Source organism: Odoribacter sp. AF15-53 (assembly GCF_003479425.1).
Lineage (GTDB): Bacteria > Bacteroidota > Bacteroidia > Bacteroidales > Marinifilaceae > Butyricimonas.
On the sequence record NZ_QUHC01000004.1, the window covers coordinates 229344 to 251344 of the forward strand.

General features: G+C 38.7%; 14 protein-coding genes. 13 read left to right on the forward strand and 1 reads right to left on the reverse strand.

All coding sequences use genetic code 11. The features are described 5' to 3' along the window. Nucleotides 1-4: 4 nt before the first annotated feature. The 10 genes from DWW52_RS10745 (at nucleotide 5) to DWW52_RS10790 (ending at nucleotide 14899) form a co-directional block, all read left to right on the forward strand. Nucleotides 5-736 (forward strand): DUF4843 domain-containing protein, encoded by a 732-nt coding sequence (locus DWW52_RS10745; RefSeq protein ID WP_118715511.1) that lies wholly within the window; start codon nucleotides 5-7, stop codon nucleotides 734-736. 24 nt (nucleotides 737-760) lie between these two features. After that, nucleotides 761-2287 carry a PKD-like family lipoprotein gene (locus DWW52_RS10750; protein WP_118715512.1) on the forward strand — a complete coding sequence of 509 codons (1527 nt, stop codon included), beginning with the start codon at nucleotides 761-763 and terminating at the stop codon, nucleotides 2285-2287. An 18-nt stretch (nucleotides 2288-2305) separates the two neighbouring features. After that, nucleotides 2306-4642, forward strand: a complete 2337-nt coding sequence (locus DWW52_RS10755) for a DPP IV N-terminal domain-containing protein (protein WP_118715513.1) — start codon at nucleotides 2306-2308, stop codon at nucleotides 4640-4642. A gap of 31 nt (nucleotides 4643-4673) precedes the next feature. Then, on the forward strand, nucleotides 4674-5321 hold the full coding sequence (locus tag DWW52_RS10760) for an RNA polymerase sigma factor (RefSeq protein ID WP_233556833.1): 648 nt from the start codon (nucleotides 4674-4676) through the stop codon (nucleotides 5319-5321). A 100-nt stretch (nucleotides 5322-5421) separates the two neighbouring features. Beyond that, nucleotides 5422-6594: a FecR family protein gene (locus DWW52_RS10765; protein WP_118715514.1), complete on the forward strand. Its 1173-nt coding sequence runs from the start codon at nucleotides 5422-5424 to the stop codon at nucleotides 6592-6594. A gap of 86 nt (nucleotides 6595-6680) precedes the next feature. After that, on the forward strand, nucleotides 6681-10034 hold the full coding sequence (locus tag DWW52_RS10770) for a SusC/RagA family TonB-linked outer membrane protein (RefSeq protein WP_233556835.1): 3354 nt from the start codon (nucleotides 6681-6683) through the stop codon (nucleotides 10032-10034). 10 nt (nucleotides 10035-10044) lie between these two features. Next, complete coding sequence (locus DWW52_RS10775; RefSeq protein WP_158582565.1) at nucleotides 10045-11466, forward strand: RagB/SusD family nutrient uptake outer membrane protein; 1422 nt, start codon at nucleotides 10045-10047, stop codon at nucleotides 11464-11466. Between the two features lie 10 nt (nucleotides 11467-11476). Next, nucleotides 11477-12235 carry a DUF4843 domain-containing protein gene (locus tag DWW52_RS10780; RefSeq protein WP_158582566.1) on the forward strand — a complete coding sequence of 253 codons (759 nt, stop codon included), beginning with the start codon at nucleotides 11477-11479 and terminating at the stop codon, nucleotides 12233-12235. Between the two features lie 26 nt (nucleotides 12236-12261). Further along, nucleotides 12262-13803, forward strand: coding sequence for a PKD-like family lipoprotein (locus DWW52_RS10785; RefSeq protein ID WP_158582567.1), 1542 nt, complete (start codon nucleotides 12262-12264; stop codon nucleotides 13801-13803). 1 nt (nucleotide 13804) lies between these two features. After that, nucleotides 13805-14899, forward strand: a complete 1095-nt coding sequence (locus DWW52_RS10790) for a TlpA disulfide reductase family protein (protein WP_158582568.1) — start codon at nucleotides 13805-13807, stop codon at nucleotides 14897-14899. A gap of 64 nt (nucleotides 14900-14963) precedes the next feature. Here DWW52_RS10790 and DWW52_RS10795 read toward each other — a convergent pair whose 3' ends face one another. After that, nucleotides 14964-15518, reverse strand: coding sequence for an RNA polymerase sigma-70 factor (locus DWW52_RS10795; RefSeq protein WP_118715519.1), 555 nt, complete (start codon nucleotides 15516-15518; stop codon nucleotides 14964-14966). 172 nt (nucleotides 15519-15690) lie between these two features. Here DWW52_RS10795 and DWW52_RS10800 point away from each other — a divergent pair, with 172 nt between their 5' ends. The 3 genes from DWW52_RS10800 to DWW52_RS10810 all read left to right on the forward strand — a co-directional run bounded on the left by DWW52_RS10800 (nucleotide 15691) and on the right by DWW52_RS10810 (nucleotide 21993). Continuing rightward, nucleotides 15691-16848 (forward strand): FecR family protein, encoded by a 1158-nt coding sequence (locus DWW52_RS10800; protein ID WP_118715520.1) that lies wholly within the window; start codon nucleotides 15691-15693, stop codon nucleotides 16846-16848. A 76-nt stretch (nucleotides 16849-16924) separates the two neighbouring features. Beyond that, nucleotides 16925-20500 (forward strand): SusC/RagA family TonB-linked outer membrane protein, encoded by a 3576-nt coding sequence (locus DWW52_RS10805; RefSeq protein ID WP_118715521.1) that lies wholly within the window; start codon nucleotides 16925-16927, stop codon nucleotides 20498-20500. A gap of 14 nt (nucleotides 20501-20514) precedes the next feature. Further along, nucleotides 20515-21993 (forward strand): RagB/SusD family nutrient uptake outer membrane protein, encoded by a 1479-nt coding sequence (locus DWW52_RS10810; RefSeq protein WP_118715522.1) that lies wholly within the window; start codon nucleotides 20515-20517, stop codon nucleotides 21991-21993. Nucleotides 21994-22001: the final 8 nt, after the last annotated feature.

A 22001-nucleotide genomic window follows, 5' to 3' on the forward strand; every position in this document is an offset into this window, starting at 1 on the left:
ATTTATGAAACTAATACAATATTTCTGTTTATTACTTTTGTTAGTTATTGGTGTAGGGTGCGAGGAAAACATGCCATTAACTTATGAAGGAAAAGATGCGGTATATATTTATTCGACGAATCATACACGCACCACAGAACAAACTTTTTTCTTGATACCTGAATCTCAGGAACGAGATACGATCTGGATTCAAGTACAATTGATGGGAAAAGTGGCATCAAAGAAACGTCCTTTTGTGTTAAAACAGATAAATGTGGCGGAAGATAATGCCGCAATCAGTGGAATACATTATGTTTCTTTCGATGACTCCGAAATGAGTTCTCATTTGTTTATAGAGAAAGATTGTGCTGAAGTACAAGTTCCCATTATATTATTGAGGACCCCGGATATGGAATTAAACAAGTACAAACTTGTGTTGGCTATTGAGGAAAACGAGTATTTTGCGGCAATCGATTTACCGTATTATGCTGATTATACAATTATGACAACGGCAATTGCGGTAAAACCGAGCAGGTGGGATACTACTTGGTATAGCTTGTTTGGTGAGTGGGGAAGTGAGAAAATGAAATTTATTATCGAGGCAACAGGTTATACGAGTTGGGATGAGTCCATAAATGACTCGCAATACAAGGCTTATCTTCAAACGAAGTGTAAGACGGCATTATATGAATACAATCAGTCTCATCCTGATGAACCTTTGACAGAAGCAGACGGTACGTTGGTTGAGTTTCCATAATTTTGAAATGTAAATAATCTAGTTATGAATAATGTATATAAAATGGTGGTATTGCTTTGTTGTTTTGCACAAAGCTTATTTGTAGGGTGTATAGATGATCCTGGAAATTATGAATATGTCTCGGAAGATGAATTATTTCCGGTAACTATTGCCCCGTTGAAAGATATGTATCAGGTGTATCAAGGTGATTCTCTGGTTATTATACCTGTCTTTGAGAGCATGGATAATGAAGGCCGTTACCAGTATAAATGGTTTGTTTCAAATTCAGACAGGGAAATTTCGCTACTTGGAGAGAATAAAGATTTTAAAGATGTTGTACGTCTGTCTCAAAAAGAATACACGTTATATTTTGAAGTGAAGGACCCGAAACTGGATGTCTATCGACAAGTTTCTTCAAAATTGTCTGTAACGGCTAACGTGCAGAATGGTTGGTATGTATTGAAAGAACAAGATGGAATGACTGATTTCGATTATGAAGGAGTGGATAATAGTCGGGTTGATAATGTGATGAAAAATGTCATGGGGGGACAGCAGTTGCAAGGGAAACCGTTGAAGATCGTGTATCATCCTAAAAGTTATTACACGGAATCCGTGAATGCGGAAGGGAAGACTGTGGTTTTGAGAAATCAGAAAGCGATTCATGTCCTTTCCGAGCAGGAATTTAAGACGATAGATGCTTCAACTTTACAATTGTTCAAAAATTACAATGACGAGTTTTACGCTTTTCCAGTAGGAGCTTTCCCTGGGGATCTTAGTTACCAGAGAGAATATTTGTTTTACGTGGATGCCGGGAAATTGTACTCGTGTTATATCGGAGGGGTTGGAAAGTTTGGAACATCGAAATACATTGATAATTATAATTATGACCTTGATTTGTATCCTGGAATGATATCCAATCGGGATCGGGTGATTGTGTTCGATAGAAAAAGCAACACGTTTATGCTTGGAACGCATGATGACAAAAAATTGTTGCGGTTTAGAGATGAAAGCGGTTCACGTTCTTTAACATCCATGGATGCGGATTTGGTAACTTTATTACAACGGACATCTCCAGAAGATTATACAAGTACGGGGTATGCAATTATGAAAAATAAGCATACGAGTGAAAAAGGTGATTATGTGTTGTTATCTATGACTTTGGCTTCGTATAACTCGAATTATTATCCGGCAGAAATTGATACAATACCTGCAGGTTGTTATATGCCGAGAGCTAAGGTGTGGGGTACTCATTTAGTTTCAAATTGTATATATTTCGGTAAGGAGAATCAACTTTGGGTATATACGAATGCTGCAATCGAGCAACGGGAAAAGATGATTAAAACTTTTCCCGAAAACGAAGAAATTGCTTTTATTCAAAATATCGAAGGACGGGTATTTGGAGATACGAAGGCAATCAATTATTTGGTGGTCGCAACTAATACGGATCGGGAATGGAAGGTTTACTTCTTTACTATCGTGGGAAAAACACCTGAAATCAATCCCGAACAGGCTCACCTGATAAAAGGGGAAGGACGGGTCAGACAGGTTATGTATTATAATAGTTCGAAGTAATGATTGGTTTGATAGATTATGAATAAACTGATATATTTGTTTTTGGTTATTGTTATACCAGCTTCAGCACAAAAGGCTGATTATAAAACAGCGGATAAATTTTCAGAATGGAATCTTCGCAATATTATAGGTTCGCTATCAGTAGTTCCGCATTCTGGGGAAACAGGAGCCGCATTCTGGTACGATTATGAAATTTCTGGTAGAAAGGAGTATTATTACGTGGATCCTGTTCGAAAGATTCACGAAAAGTTGTTTGATCTCCAAAGTTTGGCTACCATGATTAAAGAACAACTTGGGATTACGTTGGAAAAGGCTCGTCCTAGTGATATTGTTTTTTCTGAAGACGGAAAGGCATTGAAAATTTCAGTGGATACTTTTTGGTTTAAATTGGATTTGAAAAGTAAAGTTTTGAAACAGTTGTTTGCACCTAAAAAGCGAAATTATAACACGAGTAATACATGGGTTGGTCCGGGATCGGATGATGGAAAGTTTGCTGCATTCGTTAGTAATCATAACGTGTATTTGTTGGATTTACAGACAGGTGATACAACGCAATTGACTTTTGACGGGGAAGAAAAATATTCTTTCGAAGGGGTTGATGATAAGATTGCTGAAGGATCTATGAATCCGCATATCACGTGGTTTGCCGGTAAAAATAAGTTTTATATTGTTCGTTCGGATTATAGAAAAGTTTCTTCTTTGACACTTACAAGCAGTTTGAACCCGAGGGCCAAACCAGAAACATTTATTTTTTACATGCCGGGAGATAAAAATGTACCGCAACATGAATTATTTATTTTTGATGCGGAAACAAAGTCTGCATTGAAAGTTCCGGTTGAGAAATGGAAGGATCAAACGTTGAAAATTATAGATGATGGACGTGACGGATTTTGTGAACGACTTTATTTTATTCGTAAGAAAAGAACCTGTGATGAGTTAGAGTTATGTAAGATAAATCCTAGTGACGGAAGTGTAAAAATACTTTTTAATGAAGTATGTAAACCTTATTTTAATAATGAACTGTATCATCTTTCAATCTTGAACGAGGGTAGAGATATTCTTTGGCATTCGGAGCGAACGGGATATGGTCATTATTATCATTATGATGGAGAAGGAAATTTTAAGAACGTAATTACAAATGGAGAATGGGTCGCCGGAGAGATTGAATTTATTGATGAAGCGAAGAGAGAGATTTATTTTTATGGCTATGGACAGGTAAAAGGGGAAAATCCTTATTATGCTCGGTTGAACAGGGCTTCTTTGGATGGAAAGTTTGAGGTGCGCTGTTTGACTCCAGAGATGGCAACACATAGTATTTCTTTTGTTGGGCCAGATAAAAAATATTTCGTGGATAATTATTCGAGAGCAGATTTGGAGCCTGTGAGTGTTGTTCGGGATCTTAAAGGGAAGGTTATTTTGAAATTGAAATCTCCCGATTTGGTAAAATTGTATGAATTGGGGTGGCAGAAACCCGAACCTATTCACGTGAAAGCTGCCGATGGTGAGACTGATTTGTATGGATTTATGTGGAAGCCTTATAAAATGGAACCGGGACGTAAGTACCCTATCATTTCGCACGTGTATCCAGGACCGACTTCCGAAGATATGTCTTTATCATTTAATCCGGCCGAGTTGAACACAGCTTTGGCACAAGTTGGTTTTATCGTGGTTAATTTCGGACATCGTGGTGGAAGTCCTTTACGTGATGCTAAGTATCATAAGTATGGTTATGGTAATTTGCGGGATTATCCTTTGGCTGATGATAAATATGGTTTGGAACAATTGGCCGAGCAATATGATTTTATCGATCTTTCTAGAGTGGGAATATACGGTCATTCGGGGGGAGGTTTGATGTCAACGTCAGCGATTTGTACTTATCCGAGTTTTTATAAAGCGGCTGTTTCTTCTTCCGGAAATCATGATAGTAATACGTTTAACTTGTGGTGGGGAGAGACACATCACGGGGTAAAAGAAGTACATAAACAGGTAGAGAGAAAAATCAAGAATCCCGTAAACGGTTTGGATTCCGTTTATACGGAAGACGTGATTTCTTTTGAGTCGAAGATTCCTACGAATATGGAGTTGGCTAAAAGGTTAGAGGGACATTTGTTATTGATTACGGGGGATGCGGATCAGACTGTAAACCCAAGTAATACGATGAGAATGGCAGATGCTTTGGTGAAAGCCGGTAAAAAATTTGATCTTTGGGTATATCCGGGGCAAAGACATGCCTATATGACGTATTATCGGGATCTTTACATACGACAATTGTGGTTCCATTTTGGAAAACATCTTCTCGGTGATTATTCCTCGGAGGCTTTTGTCAATATGAAGGATTATAAAAAGGGGAATTAATTTACCTTTTTTCAAGAGGGGAGAGAGGTTTATGAATAAACTTTTGATTCCCCTCTTGTTTTATAATTATAAAGCCGTATTTTTGTTCATCTGTGGGACGCAATGTATAGAGATGCAAAATGGAGATAACGGTTTTTTGTTGAAGCGTTTGCAAGAAGGAAACGAACGAGCTTTTCGGATGTTATTCGAGGAGTTTTATGCTTCGTTATGCCTGTTTGCTATCCGTTATCTAGGAGATCGGGAGGAAGCTGCAGATGTGGTGCAGGAAGCTTTTTTGAAATATTGGCATCGACATGCGGATTTTGATGATTATCGGAAGATCAAGTCTTTTCTTTACGTGGTTGTGCGTCATTCTTGCCTTAATTTGTTACGGGATCGAAATTTGCGTTCTCGTGTTTCAGAAGAGCTGATCAAGGATTCCGAACAGGAGTTCCAGAATCAGGTGATGGAAGAGGAGGTGCATCGCATTTTCAATCATGCTATCGATAATTTACCAACTCAAATGCGAACTGTGATTCATTATTCTTTGGATGGATTAAAGAATTCGGAGATTGCCGAGAAAATGGGACTTTCGGAAGGAACAGTTCATGCTTATAAAAAAGAAGCGTATAAGAAATTGAGAATTAGCATGAAGGAATACTATTATTTGTTGCCTTTCCTTTTGTTCATGTCGCATTAATTGTTAATTAATTTTAAATTTTAATGGTCAAACACTCCATAAAATTCAATTTTAGTGTTCTAGCTGAAAATTGAATAAATTTATATAATTGGAGTATACAATGGATGACCGTATTTTTGATATTGCCGAATTGGTAAGTAAATACATGACGGGAGAATTAACTGCTGAAGAACAGAGATGTTTGGATGATTGGTTAACTCTTTCCGAGAGAAATCGTCAGTGGTTTGATGCTGTTACCGGTAAAGAATTGGTTTGGCGGAAACGCCGGGAACTAAAGTCGATTCCTGTCGAAGAGGGATGGCAAGCGCTTTTGAACAAACGTAATCGGGAAAACAGACGACAATTATGGGGACGTGTTTGGAAGTATGCCTGTGTATTTATTGTATTGTTGTCTTCAACTATATATTTTTTCATACGAGATGTCGACCGTGATGAGATTATTCCTGTCGTGAATACAGAAATTGTTCCGGGGGCGTCCAAAGCAATTCTGTACATGGCTAACGGGAGTGTGATTGATTTGGGGATTCATCAACGGGATACTTTGAAAGAAGAGGATGGAACAATTATCGGCTTGCACGGTGAAAGTATCACGTATGAGAATTCGGCAGATTCTACGGTACGAGAGGAATTATTTAATGAACTTGTGATCCCGCGGGGAGGGGAGTATGTGTTGACTCTTGCCGACGGGACGTTAGTCTGTTTGAATGCCGGATCTAAATTGCGTTTCCCGGTTCAATTTAATGGAGACACGAGAAGGGTTGAATTGGAGGGAGAAGGGTATTTTCAAGTGGTTCGTGATGAAAAAAAGCCTTTTGTTGTCGGTGCTTCTGGGGTGGATATTACCGTGTTGGGGACAGAATTCAACGTGTCGAATTATCCGGAGAATATGGATGTGCAGACCACTCTTGTGGAAGGATGTGTGAAGATTAACGTTGAACAGGATAAAGAAAGTTATATTTTACAACCAGGGGAACAGGCTGTGTTTAATAAAACAAGTGGTGAATTACATGTATCGGCAGTTGACGTGTCGTATGCTATCGCTTGGAAAGAAGGACGTTTACGTTTTAGAGATCGTCCATTGAAAGAAATTATGGATTTTATTTCCCGTTGGTATGACGTGGAGGTTGAGTATCGGGATGAAGAGGTAAAGGATTATCTTTTCGGGTGTAATTTTAATCGTCACGCAACAGTATTGCCTTTGTTGGAACTTTTTCAAAGTACGGGTACTGTTTGTTTTGAGATTGTAGGAAAGAAAATAATTGTAGGCAAATAAAATAGCGAAGAATACGTGATTATTCTTCGCTAATTAATCAAGCCTCTTGGCGGAGGCGTAATTATAAATCAATCAGTTTCAAAATTATGAAAAAAAAACGTAGAAGTATTCATTGGAGAGGGACAAAAATGAAAAAATTGTTCTTTTTCTGTCAAGTGACTCTTTTTCTTTTATTTTCCAGCAATGTTATAGCAAATGTAGGAGAAGAGGAGCCCGTGATTAATCTTTCGATGAAGGATGTGTCTGTTAAAGATGTGATCTGGGCTATCGAAAAACAGTCAAAATTGGTTTTCGTTTATAATGCAACCGATTTGGATAAAGCGGGCAAAATAGACGTGGAAATTAAGAAAAAAACGGTGAAAGAAGCGTTGGATATATGCTTGAAAAACACAGGTTTCGAGTATGTTATTCAGCAAAATACGGTTGTGATCAAACGGAAAGGAGCAAAAACTCCGGAAATTTCTAAGATAACGATTAAGGGAAAAGTAACAGATAAGGACGATGTGCCTTTGCCGGGAGTTACAATTTTGTTGAAAGGAACGACCTTGGGGATCACGACTGACATGAATGGAGAGTATTCACTTACGATTCCTGAGACGGAAACTCCGGTTCTAATTTTTTCATTTATAGGGATGAAGAAAGAAGAAATTCATGTTGCTGGGCGAACGGTTGTTAATGTCGTGTTACAGGATAAACAAACAACGGTAGATGAGGTGGTTGTGACGGGAATTTATAGCCGTAAAAAAGAGAGCTTTACGGGGTCTTCACAGACCTATAAAGCGGAAGATTTAAAGATGGTGGGGAATCAGAATTTGTTACAGAGTTTGAAAACATTGGATCCCGCTTTTAATATTCTGGAGAACAATCAATATGGTTCGGATCCGAATCGTTTACCAGATGTGGAGATAAGGGGAAAAACGAGTATTGTGGGGTTTAAGGAACAATTTGGTGAAGATCCAAATCAGCCGTTATTTATTTTGGATGGTTTTGAAACAACTTTGCAGACCATTATGGATTTGAGTATGGATCGGATTGCTTCAGTTACGATTCTAAAGGACGCTGCGTCAACAGCAATTTATGGGGCGAAAGCGGCTAACGGGGTTATCGTGGTTGAGACCAAGGCTCCGGCTCAAGGTCGCGTGAGACTTTCTTATAATGGAAGTTTCGATGTCTCTTTTGCTGATTTGAGTGCTTATAATTTGATGAATGCAGAAGAAAAATTGGAATTTGAACTTTTATCCGGTCGATTTGAGTCTAATTTGCCTTTTGGAACAGAGGAGAATATGACTCGTTATAATAGATTGTTAGCAGAGGTGAAAAAAGGTGTAGATACTTATTGGATGTCAGAACCTTTGCGAACAGCTTTTAACCAGCGGCATAACGTGTATATTGAAGGTGGAGATCAACAGATGCGCTATGGATTAGGAGTGAATTATACAAATATACAGGGAGTAATGAAAGAGTCTAGGCGACAGATTATGAGCGGGAATCTTGATTTGCTTTATCGGAAGAACAAGTTGAGTTTTAACAACAAGTTGACTGTGGATTTTAATAAAACGAATGATCCCGTGGTGGCTTTTTCCGAGTATTCCCGTGCTAACCCGTATTATCGAAAAAAGAATGAATCCGGAGGGATTGATAAATGGTTAGAAACTCCTTATAATCCGGGAGCTAGTCTTGGGATTCAATCAAGTAGTATTTATGTTCCTAATCCATTATGGAATGATGCGTTGAATAGTTATAATCAAGGAAATTCGTTTGGAGTGAGAAATAATTTCAACATGGAGTATCGTCCGTTTGATTTTTTGTATCTCCGCGGGCGTGTTGGGATTAGTAAATCGACATCGGATAAGGAAATTTTTCGTTCGCCTGATGATACTTCATTTGATGGAATGGATGTATTAAAGAAAGGGTCTTATTCGGATTCACGTTCGGAGGATTTTAGTTATGAGGGCGATTTTACCGTGACCTATGGACAATTATTGGGTGATGCTCATCAAGTAAATGCGGTATTGGGTGCTGCTTTTCGAGAAAATAAAAGTGAGACAAAAAATTTTGGAGCTAGTGGTTTTCCGGAAGGTGATTTTACGACTCCTGCTTTTTCAAATAGTTATCCAGAAGGAGGTAAACCGACTTCAACAGATTCTAAAAAGCGTAGCGTGAATTTTTATTTCAATGGGGGATATTCCTATAAAAATCGTTATTTGTTGGATGTTAATTTACGTTCGGATGGAACTTCTGTTTTTGGGTCAAACAAGCAATTCACGACAACTTGGGCCATCGGACTTGCATGGAATCTTCATAATGAAAGTTTTATTAAAGATAACACGAATTTATTTTCGATGTTGAAAATTCGGGCATCAATCGGTAATCCTGGGAATCAAAATTTTGGATCATTCAACACGATTACAACCTATAAATTTAATAACTGGATGATGAATAATTTCGGAACCGGTTTGCTTGTGGATGCTTTTGGTGATCCGGATTTAGAGTGGCAAAAAACGATAGATAAGAATATTGGTTGTGATATTAGTATGTTTGATAATCGTTTCCATGTGAATTTTGATTATTATCATAAATTAACGGATCCGTTATTAGCTACAGTTGGGGTCCCTTTATCTGTGGGTGTTTCCAGTCGATTGGCAAATATTGGTAGACAGGTAGAAAAAGGATGTAATGGAACAATCAAGTACGCATTTCTTTATAAGCCTAAAGAACGTGTAAATTGGACAACAAGCGTAACATTTCGTCACGGTACTGCTTATTATGATAAAATTGGCAGTAAACTAGATCAATATAATCGGCAAAATTTGTCCAAGAGTTTGACTCGGTATTACGATGGTGGAAGTCCATCGGCCTTATGGACCGTACGGTCGGAAGGTATAGATCCGGCTACCGGACGTGAGATTTTTTTGAGAAAAGATGGTACCCGTGTTTTTTCTTATAGTTATGATGACGAAGTGGAAGTCGGTGATACTCGCCCTAAATTGGAGGGAGTTATTGGTAATGTGTTGTATTTGAAAGGTTTTTCTTGTAGCGTATATGTCCGATATAGCTTTGGAGCAGACGCTTTTAACAGTACGTTGTATGATAAAGTAGAAAATATTTCAGCTGCTGGTTTACAAAGTAATCAAGATAAACGAGCTTTATATGATAGGTGGAAGCAACCTGGTGATCGAGCAAAATACAAGGGAATATCATTGACGGAGTCTACACCGATGTCCTCTCGTTTTGTTCAGAAAAATAATTATCTGGTCTTGGAGTCTATTCGTTTGGCTTACGAGTTTGAACAACGTTGGATGGAGAAAATTCGTTTTTCAGGAATGACCGTGAGTGCTTACATGAATGATATTTGTCGTTTTTCGACAATAAAGGATGAAAGGGGTATAGATTACCCATTTGCGAGAAGTGTTTCGTTTGCGATATCTTTTAATTTTTAAATGAATGGATATGAGAAAATGTATATATATTATTTTAACAGTTTTGGCATTTACCTTGTATGGATGTTCCGATTGGTTGGATGTGAAACCTAGTGATCGGGTGTCGGAAGAGAATGCTTTTTCGACTCTTTCCGGGTTTAAAAAAGCTTTAAATGGGGTATATGTTGAGTTAAATCAAAATGAGTTGTATGGGCGTTCTTTGACTTGCGAGTTTGTGGAAATACTGGCCCAACGTTATGCGATAGATCAAGAGGCTTCGGGTAATTATTTGTTGACACAATATAATTATATCGGTTCAGATGCTAAAGGGCGTATTTCTTCCATTTGGTCGAAGGCTTATAATTTGATAGCCAATACGAATTTGATTCTAAAAAATTGTGAAGAGAATAGAAGTGTGTTACCAGATGATCATTATTGTTTGGTAAAGGGGGAAGGGTTGGCTTTGCGAGCCATGTTGCATTTTGACTTGTTTCGTTTGTTTGGTCCGGTATACGGGAAGGATTCAGCATTAACTTCTATTCCTTATTATAAGGAATTCGTGTTGGAAGTAAAGCCTTCTTTGGTTGGAAATGAATTTATACAAGAAGTAATAAATGATTTGTTACAGGCGGAGGAGTTATTGCAGCATGATCCGATCATAGAGTACGGTCCGCAGGGTGATCGTTTAGACAATTTTAAAAGCGATCGTAATTTGCGCTTAAATTATTATGCTGTACAAGCGTTGTTAGCTAGGGTATATATGTACCGGGGTGATAAAGTGAAAGCCTTGGAGTATGCCAAGAAAGTGATAACTATTCAAAAAAAATGGTTCCCTTGGGTGGACCCGATGACGATTGCCGCAAGTTCTGAAAATCCGGATAGAATGTTTTCTTCTGAATTGTTGTTTGCTTTACAGAATCTGAATCGCAGTAGTATTTTTACTTCATTATTTGATGGGGATAATTTGAAATTGACGGCATTATTAGTGCCTAGGGAAGATGTTGTTAATGAGGTTTTTGAAAATGAAAAACAAGATTATCGGTTAATTTCTGGATTCGCAAGCAGTTCTGTGGAGCTAGGAGGAGTGAATTATAAGGTGTTTAATAAGTACCACGGGAAAGATTCTTTGTTATCACAGGTCATTCCTATGATTCGTGTGAGCGAGATGTACATGATTGCTGCGGAAGCAGAACCTAAAGTTGCTGACGGAGTAGTGTACTTTAATGAATTAAGAAACAATCGGGGGTTAGAAAGTATTCCTGATCGTTGGATGTCTTTTATGTTGGATGAGGAATGGTGTCGGGAATTTTACGGAGAGGGACAGTTGTTTTTCTTTTATAAAAGGAAAATGAAAACTAGTGTGCAATCGGCTTATGATCGCTACGGGATGACTTCCGTTAATTTAAAAAATTATGTCCTTCCAATCCCGGATGGAGAATTACAATATAATTAAATAGATGGTTATGAGATATTTGATTTTTATATTATTTTTACTTGTGGCCTTTTGTGCCTGCGAGGAAGAGATTGACGCTTATGCCGGAAAATGCGGAATTTATTTTGATACAAAGGATATGCGTTTGGATACGGTTACTGTTTCATGGGGATTAAAGAATAGCGAGTTGAAAGAACAATCTTTAATGTTGAAAGTTTGTCTTTTCGGTGATGTAGCCCCTTATGACCGTAAATTTTCAATTGATGTTATTTCAGATTTGGAGGATACATTACGAGCCATAGAAGGAGTGGATTACAGACCTTTTAGTGTAGAGTATACGCTTCCGGCTTTACAAGCTGAAACGACAATTAATATTCAACTATTACGAACGGAAATTTTGCAAAAAGAAGCTCGAAGATTTACTGTGAGATTGAAAGAAACATCGGAATTGCAGTTTTTGTATAGCCGGCAATGGCAGGAAGATAGTGTAACTACGAGATTATTGGATATTCAAAGAGTTGTGTATATGGATGAAAATTTTCCTATGCCGAGGTGGTGGTATATGTTGGGACCGAGCGTGTTTGGGGATTATTCTGTAAAGAAATCTATTGTTATTTGTGATGTAATGGGTATTGATCGTGAAACTTGGGCACTTGGTAATTTAGCGAGTGATTTATCCGAAGGTTATTTGAAGTATGTTGGTAAGTATATGCATCGTTGGTTACAGGAGCACCCGACTGAAGATGAGAATGATGAATTGATGGAAATGGGACCGGCTTCTCGGAATTGATAGTTGAAAATTGTAAAATGGTGATTATGAAATATAAGTATTTGTTGTTTCTTGCCTTGGCATGGTGCGTTATATCATGTTATGATGATAAAGGTAATTACGATTATAAGGAGATTAATGAACTGAAGATCTCGGGAATAGAGGATAAAGTGTATTATGAGAAGATAGCTTTCGTGGATTCATTGAAGATTTATCCGGAGATAGAATCCCCTTGGTATAATGACGATCATGAGCGGTATCAGTTCACATGGAAATTAATACCTTCGACTGCGGATGTAAATGTTGATGGCGACACGATAGATTACGTGGTTAGTCAAGAGAAAAATTTGATACTTCCTATCACCGAGAAGGCTGGGACGTATCGAGGCTTTTTTATCGTGTCGGATCCGGGAAATGGAATATCTTGGTATAAAAATTTCTATTTGCGAGTAAGAACTTTAACGAGTGAGGGATGGATGGTTTTGTGTGATAAAGGAGGGGAATCCCGGTTGGATATTATATTTAATGTGAACGAGAATGAGGATATGATAGCTCATGATTTGTGGCAAGAGCTTAATTTTAGGACAGGCAAACCGATTAAATTAATCAATAGTTATCGTACGGGAGGGGGAAGTGCTAGATTGTTTATATCCGAAAAAGGAACTTATAATATGGATAAGCTGGATTTACACGTGGGAGAAGATAATAATCTCCGATGGGAATTTGGCGCACAACCGGAAAAAGTGGAGGTGAGAGCATCAGGAATCTCTCAATTCGGGAGTCAAACAAGTTATTGGATAGTTGTAGATAAAAATGGGGATGCGTATTTGAATGACAAGAAAATTTGGGGAAGTATATTTGATTTTCCTATTAACAAGTTGGAGGGGAAAACTCCTTTTGTTGCGGCACCTTTTGTGGGCGTGAATTATGTTTCCACGTATAGCGGACCTTCTGTTATGATGTATGATGAGACTAATAAACAATTTGTGGAAGTTATTGATGGTGCTTCTTATCCTTCTGTGATGAAGTTTAATGGAACTCAACTTTTTAGTGCACAAACAGGGCAGGATATGGTACATTTAGAATCGACTAAAAATGGTTATAATTATGCTATTCTGCGAGATCCCCGAACCGGGAAATACTTTTTTTACGGGATTATTTTAAATGCTTCGGGAAAGAATACGCAAGAATATTACGGTGAAGTTTTTGGACCCAATTTGGATCGAGTGAAACAATTTGCTTGTCATCACATGTATCCTTATTTATTTTATGCTGTGGATAATAAAGTGTACCAATTTGATATGTCACATCCGGATAGGGAAGCGAAAGAGGTACTTTCGTTCCCGGGAGAAACGATACAGGTGATTAAATTTACTGCTTTTGTGGCTTGGGAGGCTTATAAAGATTGGGAAAGAGCTCGAAATTATCAATTGTTGGTAGCTACAAACGTGGAAGATAAAGACGAAAATGGTTGTGGGATTGTTAGAATGTATGATGTGCCTAATTTGATGGGTGATTTAGTGCAGAAGAAGGAACACATGGGGTTGGGTAAAATTGTGGATGTTACATATAGAGAAAGAGATAAGTAATATGAATATTAAATATTTATTTTTTATTATGGGAGTCGTGTGTGCTTGTCACACGACCCCAGGGTATGTGATTAAAGGAGATTTGAAACATTTTTCGGGGAAAATGTTTTTAATGACATTAGATACAGAACAGAAGGTTGATACTTTAATTTCTGTGGAAGTGAAAAATGGAATGTTTGAAATGCGAGGATATGTTCAGGAACCGATATTTGCTTGGTTACAGGCAGATAAAGGTGATTTTAAAATTCCTTTTTTTCTTGAAAATATGGAGTTTGTTTTGGATGCGGATATGAGCAATCCAACTATTTTTGAACTTACGGGGGGACGACTTCAAGCATTACGAGAACAATTTAAGAAAGAGGTAGAAGATTCTATACAAGCAAAGAGAAGAGTGTTGTGCGAAGAGTATAAAAAGAGTGTAGAGGCTGATAGCCTTTTCGGAGTCTTAACCGTGCGTGCCCGGATGGATAATTTGGATTCGCTTTATGATTATAAAGAGAATCTTTTTATTCGAGAGAATAATAATATTGTTTCTGCGGCTTTGGTACGGGGACATTTAAAAGAGCTTGTTCGTAAAAAAAAGTTGATACAAAAATTTGAATTATTGGGGGATACTGCACGGAATTCTGTAATCGGAAGAGAGTTGAAAGTTTACGTGGAGCGAGAACGGAGGATTGCAGTCGGTTCAATAGCACCGGATTTCACGTTGAATACCCCGGATGGTAAATCTTTGGCCTTGCATGCTGTTAAGGCAAGGATTAAGATTCTTGATTTTTGGGCATCTTGGTGTGGACCGTGTCGGGAGGAAAATTCTACTGTGAAAAGATTGTATGATAAGTATCATAATTCTGATCTTGAGGTTGTTAGTGTTTCTTTAGACATGAAGAAGGAGGCTTGGGTGAAGGCGATAGAACAGGATAGTTTGCCATGGATTCACGTGTCGGATTTACAGGGCTGGGAATGTGCGGCTGCGAAATTATATGGAGTGAGTGGTATTCCATGTATAATTGTATTGGATGAAGATAATCGAATTATCGGGACCGATTTGAGAGGAAAGGAATTGGAAGAATTTATTGCTAAGGTTCTTTTGAAATAATATTAGGAATTTTGTTTGTCTTTATTACCTGACCTTGTGAAAATGAGGTCAGGTATTTTTTGTTTTAAGACAACCATAAATGTAAGAACAGAGAGCATGTGGTTAGAGTTCCTAATTCATCTTGCAAGCGTTTTAGGGCAATCTGTTTTTGTTTTTTCACGGTGTCTACGGCTAGATCCAGTTGTTTTGCTATTTCGGATGGTTTCTTGCCTTCCAGGGTGAGCAAACAGATTTTTCTGCACTGTGGAGGTAAGTGATCGATAGAAGCAAGGAGTTGTCGATATACTTCTTCTTGAATAAGATTGTTTATCACAGTTGGTTCCTCTTCTTCTTGCCAATTACTTGTGATTTGTTTTTCGTGACGTTGTTGAATCTTGCGATCCCGGAGGTAGGTAAAGCACCTGTTTTGAGTGGAGCGATACAAGTAAGTGCGAAGGGCCAGTTCGTGATCAAATTTGATTTGTTTTTCCCAAAGGTATACGAATATCTCTTGCACGATGTCTTCTGCGGCTTCGTGGTTGCTGATGTGCTGGAAAGCGAATTGCACAAGTGAAGGGTAAAATTCTTTGAACAGAATTTTATATTGATGTTCCCTATATATGTTACGCAAGTCATCCATTATCAACGAAATTCACCACTCCCATTTGTAAAAGACAAATTTAGAGTTTTTTTTTATTTACGCAAGTAAATATCTGTTTTTTTGCCTTGTTTTTTTTGCTATTTTTTTTCTTTTTTCTTTTACCCCTTTTCCCGGAGTTGTGAGTTATTAATATGAATAAGAAAACAACGTGATGGATAAAAATTTTGAAATAGCGGATATTATTGTTGCGTTTATGAAAGGCGAGGTGACTCCGGAGCAATTAGTCCGGTTGGATGAATGGTTGGGAGAATCGGATGAAAATAAACGTTTATTTATATCATTGCAGGACGAAAAGAATTTTGAACACCAAATAGAGGTACGCAAGGAATTAGATATAGAGCGAGCGTTTGATCGAGTGAAAACAAGAAAACGAGTTAAAAAATATCGGGGTATCGGGAAAATTTCAATTGCAGCTTCAATTGCGATATTTGTGATGGCAAGTGTCGTGATGTTGTATACGAATAACGAGTCTCATGTGGAATCTTCTTTTGGGCAGGAGTTTATAACTGGAGGGACAAATCGTGCTCTCTTGACGTTATCAACGGGAGTTCAGGTTGAGTTGGATAGACAAGATACGCTATTGCAGAGTAACATGGCTCGAATTCGGGTAGATAGGACGATGGGGGTTTCTTATGAAGTAGAAGGTGATGCTACTTCTTCCGAATTAGTGTACAATGTAATGGAGGTCCCGACAAGAGCAGAATTTCAGTTAGTATTGTCGGATGGAACAAAAGTGTGGTTGAATGCCGGTTCTAGATTACGTTATCCGGAAAGGTTTGTCGGAAATGAACGCGAAGTGGAATTAACGGGTGAGGCTTATTTTGATGTCATTCATGATGAGACGGCTCCTTTTACGGTGAAAACATCCCGTTCTGTGATCACCGTGTTAGGAACCGAGTTTAACGTTCGGGATTATAAAGGAGAGGCGAACCAGACGACTTTGGTACGGGGACGGGTCGCCGTGTGTGATTCTACGAATGAATCATTTATCATTCTCCCCGGGCAACAGGTGATTATAGATGAAGACGGAACAAAAGTAACAAATGTGGAGACCTTGTATTTTACATCCTGGAAAGATGGCTATTTCGTGTTTAACGAGGTAACCGTGGGGGAGATTATGAAAGAGTTGGCAAAATGGTATGATTTTGATTGCTTCTTTGCGAATAGCACGGTTTCCGATATACGCTTGACGGCAAGATTGAAAAAGTACGATGATATAAGTGTGATTCTGGATATATTATCTAATACGGGAGATATTCATTTTTCACAAAAAGGACGAGTAATTACAGTAAAAGAAATTGGCCAATAAAATACTGCGGGGAACCGGCACCACCCAAATTCCCCACAAGTAATTATTAATTAACAATTAATTGAAGTACAAATTTATGAAAAAAAATGGAGAAAGCGGGTTCTGTTCGCGAGAAAAGTTGAGACTTTTTGGAGTATTCATGAAAGTCTCGTTGCTAATCGTTTTAATAAACTTTCCTGTGCGAAATTTCGCTCAAGAAAAACGATTTACGTTTGAACTTAAAAATGTATCGGTAAGTGCGGTCTATCTTCATATCGAGAAGAATAGCGATTATTCTTTCGTGTATAATCCGCAAGAGATACGGAAAATTGGTTTGAAGGATTATACATTCAAGGATGCTACCATCCGGGAAATTTTAGAGTATTGTTTGAAAGGTTCCGATTTAACTTATGAGATTCGGGATAAGCATGTGATTATTCGTCGGGATAATGAGAAGCATGAAGGACGGGAGATGATACTTGTTCAGGGAAAGGTTGTCGGAAAAGATGGAAGTGCTTTGCCTGGGGTTTCTGTTTTATTGAAAGGAACCACGACGGGAGTAACAACAAATTCTGAAGGTAATTATTCTTTTTTTATTCCTAAGCAAGAGAATGTCGTGTTGGTATTTTCATTTGTGGGCATGAAACGAGAAGAGGTCAAGTACACGGGCAAAGACGTGATAAATGTCACTATGGAGGAAGACGTGAAGTCTATGGAAGAGGTGGTTGTGACCGGTTACCAGAATATTCGCAAAACAGATATGGTGGGATCTGCACAGAAAGTGCGACGGGATGAATTGTTTTTTAACGGGACAAATAGTCTTGAGCAGATGTTACAGGGAAAGATTGCCGGAGCCGTGGTAAATAACACAAGCGGCTTAGTTGGTGCTCGTCAGAAAGTACGAGTGCGGGGAACATCTACACTTCTTGGTAATCAGGAACCTGTCTGGGTGGTAGACGGGATAATACAGGAAGATCCTTTACCTTTTAAGGCACAGGAATTCTCGTCAACAGGGGCAATATCTAATGATAATTTTGACATGGTGCGTAACTTTGTCGGTAATGCCATTAGTTGGTTAAATCCCAATGATATTGAAGATATTACGGTGTTGAAAGATGCGGCGGCGACAGTATTGTATGGGGTAAAAGCTGCCAACGGGGTAATTGTGATAACAACGAGGAAAGGTAGTAAAGGGAGAATGGCTGTAAATTATAGCGGTAATTTTTCAATCTCTTCCCGGTTGACGTATGACAAGATGCATCTGATGAATTCGCAACAACGAATAGAGGCTTCAAGGGAAATATACAATCAACGATTGGTGTATAATGGAAGAACCTTAGAGGATGTCGGGTATGAGGGAGTATTGAAAAAGTTTTTGAATAAGCAAGTAACTTACGATGAGTTTAATGCGGAAGTGAAACGTTTGGAAGAGGTAAACACGGATTGGTTTGACCTTTTGTATCGTAATCCGTTTAGTCATAATCATAGCCTAAGTATATCCGGGGGAACGGATAAAATAACTTATTATTGGTCTTTGGGTGTCTCCGAAAATAAAGGAGCGGCAAAAGGAAATGATCAGCAATCGTATAATTCGCTTATGAAAATGACCTTTCGGTTGAATGATAAATTGCTTGTTAATGCCCAGTTGAATGGGGATTATTCGGAGACAAATGGTTTCTACGTGGTAAATCCGTATCAGTATGCCAGAACGACTAGCCGGGCGATACCTTGTTTTAACGAGGATGGAACCCACTTTTTTTACCCGTCAAAGAATAGTACGGGAATGCTTTCCTATAATGTGTTGAATGAGTTGGAAAATACTGGGAACAAGAATAATAAAAAGAGTCTGGGGACAACGGTAAACCTGAGATATACCATATTGGAAGGCTTGAATTTCGAGAGTCTTTTAGGTTTGACGTATAGCGGGACAACGGGAGAATCGTATGCTTCGGAGCGTAGTTTTTATATAGCGCAGAAACGGGGATATGATTACGGGCTTTTCAGCTCGGAGTCGGCAGAATATAAAAAATCGCAATTACCTCACGGGGGAGAATTGAACACGACTAATGATCAGAATTTGACAGTGACCTGGAGAAACACGCTTGCTTACGATCATGTATTTAAACGTCATCGGTTAGGCGTGTTTGTCGGGTTTGAATGTCGTAGTTCCAAATATGACGGGACGAGTGCCACTACTTACGGCTATTTCCCGGATCGAGGCAAAACGGTCACTTTACCTCCTTTGCAGTATACGATAGGAACAGCTAAATATGATAATCCCATATATACCCTGTTTATAAAGAATAATATTGTCGATAAGAAGTCAAATTACATGTCTTATTTTGGTTCGTTGACTTATTCTTTTGCTGAACGTTATGTAGTTACCGGAAGTATCCGGAGTGATGCATCTAATCGTTTCGGACAGGATACGAAGCATCGTTTCTTACCGACCTGGTCGATTGGAGGGGTATGGCATGTTGTGAACGAATCTTGGATGCATTCTCAAAATCTTTTTAACGAGTTGAGTTTTCGTGCTACTTACGGTTGGCAGGGGAATGTCGCCGAGAATTATGGTCCTAATTTGGTGGCTAAGATCATGGGGTTGGAATATTATACGAAGGAGTTCCAGTTAAAAGTAAAGTCCTTACCTTATGGCGATTTGCGGTGGGAGAAAACAAAGACCGTGAATTTGGGAATAGATATCGGATTGTTGAAAAACAGATTAATGGTAACGGCGGAATATTATCACAAAAAGACAGAAGATGTTATTTTGAATAAAGAGGTTGCCTACGAGTATGGAGTTAATTCCATGCCTATCAACGGGGGAAATTTGTATAATAAAGGATGGGAATTGAGCATAGCCATGACTCCGGTAAGAACTCGGGATTTTTTGTGGACATTGTCATTCAACACGTCTAAAAATTATAACAAGATGGATTCCCAAACGGAACAAAATAAAAATTGGCGTACGGCTGTTAGTGGTAGCTTGGTGAAAGATGGTTATGCTTTGTCATCAATTTGGGCATTCGAATTTACAGGTTTGACAAATGAAGGACGACCTACTTTTTATCTGCCGTCCAAGGAAGAAATGCCGGAAGCTGCTAAAGATGCTACTGTCTTTTTGAAATATGCCGGAACTCTTGATCCGGATTTTGCCGGAGGTATATCCACGTCATTCCGCTACAAGACATTGACATTATCAGCTTCTTTTAACGTGAACATCGGGAGTAAACGTTTCTTGGATGATTTATTTCCCTCGGGAACCGAAGTTGATGTGCCGAGTGCGTATTTAAATCTTTCTAAGGATATGGTTGATTGTTGGAAGAAACCGGGGGATGAGAAAGTCACGAATATTCCTAATTACCCGTCTGTGGGAGGAAGTGCTCCCACTACTTCCGTGGTTGGTTCGGAATATCTTTATCGGATGTATAACTATAGTGATATCCGGGTTGTGAACGGTTCTTTTTTCCGTTGTAATAATATATCGTTAAATTATACATTTCCGGAATCAATTGTAAAACGTTTGCGTCTGACGCATTTGGCTTTGACGGCTGGGGTAACTAATCCGTTTATTATTGTGAGTAGCGAATATAAGGGGGTAGACCCGGAAGTGGCAACAGGCTCTCAGCCTATAGTGAAGACTTTTTCACTGGGATTAAATGTTAGTTTCTAAATAAATTTGATGGTATGAGAAATATAGAAAATTATATAGTGATTTTTTTCATGATGACGATCGGTATCGGTTGTAGTGGTTTTTTGGATGAATACAGTCAGGATGAGATTGTGCCGAGTACGGCAGATGATTTGGAACAGTTAATGGTCGGGGAGGCGTATCCTATAATTACGCGGGTTTTATCTTATCTGGATTTATTGACGGATGATGTCGATAGTAACTATCCCAGTGTTGCTTCTCAGACGAAAGCATTGATTACAGGAGCGGCCGTGTTTACCTGGCAATCGGATATGTATGAACAAATGGCGGCAAATACGACAACCGCAGTGAATACGTGGGAATATTACTATTCTCGGATTATGGGATGTAACGTGGTGTTAGATAATATTGATGCGGTGATTGGAGACAAGGGTAAGAAAAGTAACGTGAAAGGGCAGGCGCTGGCTATGCGAGCATATTATTATTTTATGTTAGTGAATTTATATGCGAAGCCGTATAATGCCGAAGGTATTGATCGTTCGAAAGAACTTGGCGTACCCTTGATTTTATCTTCTGCCGTGAAAGATGATTTTCCCCGGCGGGCGACTATGGCACAAGTGTATTCCCAAATCGAGAAAGATTTGTTGGAAGCAGTTCCTTTAATGGATGAACACGGGCAGAATAATAACTTGTTCAAGGCAAATGATCTGTTGGTTCACAATTTGTTGTCACGTTTATATCTTTATCAGGAAAAATGGGAGCAGGTTATAAAACAAGCGGATTACGTGATCGGACGTAGCCCGATACTTTTGAATTTATCGGATGTTGTTATGGCTGATGGTCGTTTTAGTTGGATGACCGGGACGGGTGTGTTTGATCCCGCTAGTCCCGAGTGTATTTGGCGATACTCGTCAGCTAACGAGTTTGATACTTTCTTTTACCCGTATAGTCCCCCGGTTGCTTATGAGGCTTCCCAAGAGCTGAAAGATTTGTATGGAAAAGACAATGCTGGTGGTTTGGTAGATTTGAGAAAGGAATGTTATTACCGTACTTATGCGCAAGGTACTCAGAGGATAATACAATCAGGCAAGAAGGCAATTACCGGAAATTCGAAAGGTATGCGAGTGGCAGAAGCTTATTTGAATCGAGCCGAGGCAAATATCCGGTTGTACTTGAAAAATAATGATGAAGAGTCAAGAAAGGCAGCTTTAAAGGACTTGAATTATTTGCGTTCATGTCGTTTTGATACCCGTACAGAGATGTATCAGGATGTAGATAAAAGAGGAAATAGTTTATTGGAATTTTATATGGATGAACGTCGACGGGAATTGACTTTTGAAGAACATCGTTGGTTTGATTTACGTCGTTACGGGATGCCGGAGATCACTCATGTACTCACGCTCGAAGCGGGACAACCGGTAACTCACGTGTTGGAAGCGAAAAGTTCGAAGTATGTGTTACCGATTCCTCAATATATATTGGATCGAAATCCCAATCTGGAACCTAATTTTTGATGTAAAAT